We start from the raw sequence: 3532 nt of genomic DNA, 5'->3' as shown, positions 1-3532 counted from the left end.
AGAAAGAACGGTCCGACCCAGATCCCAGCGCTCTCCCACGGGCTTGAGGTCCCAGAGGGCAGTCGGGCTACTGAGCCGGTCCAAATCCCAACCATTAAGATACAAGGGCCGGGGAGAGGGGTTGGTCCCGGTCTGGAATCAGCACTGCCCCTTCTTCGCCTTGCCCGGCGGGCAGAACGACTCGTTGCCATAGGCATCGATCCGGCAATTGCCCTTCTTTGCCTGGCCCGGCGGACAGCCGCCATGTCCCGGCGGGACGTCATAAGGCGCCACGACGCAGCCGCTCAGCGGCAGCATCAACGCAATCACGGTTGCGAGCAGAATCTTCACCATCTCTCCCTTGGGTAAGCAAATTCGTAGGCGAGCGAAGCCTACCGCAGGGTTTCCGGCAGTGGCTGTAACCGATTGTGACTGAGCGCCCTATCCACGATCCGGTACGGCGCCGGCATTGCTGAACGCCGGCCCAAGTGGCCGCAGCCGGATACCGGGCGCAAGGCGCTGCCACGGCAGATCGGCGGGATCGGCCAGCAGAGGGCCCGGCGCCTTGGCGACCAGCACCGCTTCGGCGATCGGCTGGAAGTCCGCGCGGAAATGCACCGAGCTCTTGTTGACCAGGATCTTCATCCGTTCGGGCTCCACCCCCGCCATCCGATACAGGTTGCGATCCAGCATCTGGGCCTTGTTGCTGCTGACGACGACCTCGACCCCGCCGATCACCAGACGCGCGGTGGGACCGGCATCGACCAGCATGCCGTTCATCATCGGTCCATCGAAGCGGCAGCGGCCATCGGACAGCTGCGCTACACGGAACACGCCGTCGAAGGGCGCGTCGCCGGGCACACCCGACTGGCCACCGAGCGCAATGCGGATTTCACTGCCGACACCGGCAGCGTGCGCCGCCCTCGCCGCGGCGGCATCGACCATCAAACCCAATGCGGCGCCGCTCGCCTGCTCCGCCAGCAGCGCGCGCAGCATGCCGGTGGTATTGGAATCGCCGCCGGCACCGGGGTTGTCCTGCGTATCGGCGATGACCACCGGACGGCTGGCGCCGCGCGCGATTCGCATCGCCTCGCGTACCGCTTCCTGCGGCGACAGGAACGGTACGGCCCAGTCGGCTTCGCGCGCCACGATGGCGTCGGTCAGCTCCGCCACGGTCCGCTCCACGGCCGGCGCATCCTCGCCATAGCCCCATACCACCCCGCCGCACTCCGCGAAGTCTGCGGCCGGAAACCCGGGCGCGAACGACAGCGACACGCCACGCTGCGCTTCCAGCTCGGAGAGCAAGGCGTAGATCTCCCTGGCCGGCTCCAGGAAGGTGCATTGGCCGTTGATCGGAATCAGGAACGGCAGGCGGCGGGCGGCGCGATGCCACGGCTGCTGCTGCCCTCCGCCGCTGCCGCACAGCCGCTGCAGCAACGCCGCCGCGCGAGCGCCGGTCTCCGCCATGTCCACGTGCGGATAGGTGCGGAACGCCACCAGCGCGTCCGCCTGTGACAGCATGCGCGCGGTGACATTGGCGTGCAGGTCCAGGCTGGCGACGATCGGCACCTGCGGCCCCACCACGGTACGCAGGCGCGCGAGCAGTTCACCTTCGCCATCGTCCACGTGTTCGGCCACCATCGCCCCGTGCAGGTCCAGATAGATCGCGTCGGGACGCTGCTGGCGCGCGGCATCGACGATCTCAGCGGCGATGCGCTCGTAGGCATCGGTGGCAACGTGCGCGGAGGGACTGGCGCCCGCCCAGATCACCGGCAGCAGCGTGACGGCCGGATCGCGGCGAACCGTCTCGATAAAGCCGCCTGCCGGAATATTGACCGCTTCCAGCGCAAGCAGGTCGTCGCCCCGCGCCATCGCGGGAAAGCCCTCGCCGCGGATGAAATTGTCGTAGTACGCCCGCGACGGGGCGAAGGTATTGGTTTCGTGCTGGAAACCGGCCAACAGGATGCGCATGGTGAAAGTCTCAGGCAAGGGAAGCGGAGCGGGACCGGGCAGGCAGACGGTTGGCCAGGATCACGATGCCACCGGCCACCAGCAGCACCACCATCGACAGGAGCCCGCCTTCCATCGAGCCGGTCAGCTCCTTGACGTAGCCGATCAGCGTCGGGCTGACGAAGCCGCCCAGCAGGCCGATGCTGTTGATCAGCGCAATGCCGCCTGCCGCGGCGGTGCCCTTCAGGTATTCCGAAGGGATGGCCCAGAACACCGTGTAGGCCGCCCACATCGATGCGGTCGCCACGGTAATGGTGACGAGCGAGAGCATCAGGTTGTCGGCGGTCATCGCGGCGGCGGCGAGCGTGCCGGCGCCGACAAAGGCCAGCATGGCGCTATGCCAGCGGCGCTCCTGGTGGCGGTCGGAACTGCGGGCGAAGACGAACATGAAGACCGCAGCCGCGACATAAGGCACGGCGGAGTACATGCCGATCGCCAGCGTGCTGGTCACGCCGGCCCCCTTGAGGATGGTGGGCAACCAGAAGCTGACGGCATAGATGCCGCTGATCAGGCAGAAATAGCCGAAGGCCAGCGCATAGATGCGCGGGTCGCGCAGCACCGTGCGGAAGCTGTGGTGGCCACCCGCCTGCGTCGCGCCGATATCGTCGGCCAGCAGCTTGCGCTCGCGATCCGTGAGCCAACGGGCCTGGGCGGGCTTGTCGTCCAGGTAGAAATACGCGATTGCCCCCAGCAGCACGCAGGGCAGCCCCTCCACCAGGAACATCCACTGCCAACCGGCCAGGCCATGGGCGCCGGCCAATGCCGTCATCAGCCAGGTGGAGACGGGCCCGCCCGCCATGCCGCCGATGGGACCGGCCAGCATCACCACCGCCATCACGCGCGCCATGCGCGCCCCGCCGTACCAGTAGGTCAGGTAGAAGATCATGCCAGGCGCGAAGCCGGCTTCGAACACGCCGAGCAGGAAGCGCAGCACGTAGAAGCTGGTGGCGTCGTGGACGAAGAGCATGCAGGCCGAGGTGATGCCCCACAGCACCATGATCCGGCTGATGGTGCGGCGTGCGCCGATGCGGGCCAGCAGCAGATTGCTGGGCACCTCGAACATGACATAGCCGAGAAAGAAGATGCCGGCGCCGAGGCCATAGATGGCGTCGCTCAGCCCCACGTCCTGCTGCATCTGCAGCTTGGCAAAGCCGATGTTGACGCGGTCCAGGTAGGCGAACACATAGCACAGCAGCAGGAAGGGAAGAATGCGCAGGCTGATCTTGCGGTACACCCCGGCAAGCTCGTCCTGGGCGGGCATGGCCGCCTGGGCTGGCGATAGCGGTGCAGTCTGGTTCATTGGTGTCTCCGTGCGCGCGCGGCGCGTGAGGGTCGGGGAGGCAGCGCCTTGCAAGCGTGCCGTTCTTGTTGTGCTGGAGTTATTTTTTGATCCTTCGGCGCGTAGCGATGCGCTCAATGCCCTTGTATCTTAATGGTTGGGATTTGGACCGGCTCAGTAGCCCGACTGCCCTCTGGGACCTCAAGCCCGTGGGAGAGCGCTGGGATCTGGGTCGGACCGTTCTTTCTTGCAACCCGTACGGTT

Annotated in this window: 3 protein-coding genes; all 3 read right to left on the bottom strand. The window is 66.6% G+C overall.

Going from position 1 to position 3532, the window contains the following annotated elements:
- Positions 1–138: 138 nt before the first annotated feature.
- The 3 genes from K6V06_RS20525 to K6V06_RS20515 all read right to left on the bottom strand — a co-directional run bounded on the left by K6V06_RS20525 (position 139) and on the right by K6V06_RS20515 (position 3289).
- Entirely contained in the window at positions 139–330 is a 192-nt protein-coding gene (locus K6V06_RS20525) for a hypothetical protein (RefSeq protein ID WP_370637527.1), read from the bottom strand.
- A gap of 90 nt (positions 331–420) precedes the next feature.
- A complete protein-coding gene (locus K6V06_RS20520) occupies positions 421–1950 on the bottom strand; it encodes a M81 family metallopeptidase (protein ID WP_222245978.1) in 1530 nt (509 codons plus the stop codon).
- A gap of 10 nt (positions 1951–1960) precedes the next feature.
- Positions 1961–3289 carry an MFS transporter gene (locus tag K6V06_RS20515; protein WP_222245977.1) on the bottom strand — a complete coding sequence of 443 codons (1329 nt, stop codon included), beginning with the start codon at positions 3287–3289 and terminating at the stop codon, positions 1961–1963.
- Positions 3290–3532: the final 243 nt, after the last annotated feature.

The sequence above is a fragment of the Cupriavidus sp. AU9028 genome (genome assembly GCF_019795295.1).
Classification (GTDB): domain Bacteria; phylum Pseudomonadota; class Gammaproteobacteria; order Burkholderiales; family Burkholderiaceae; genus Cupriavidus.
Note: the sequence above shows the minus strand (reverse complement) of the source record. Positions and strands in the feature narration are given on the sequence as shown.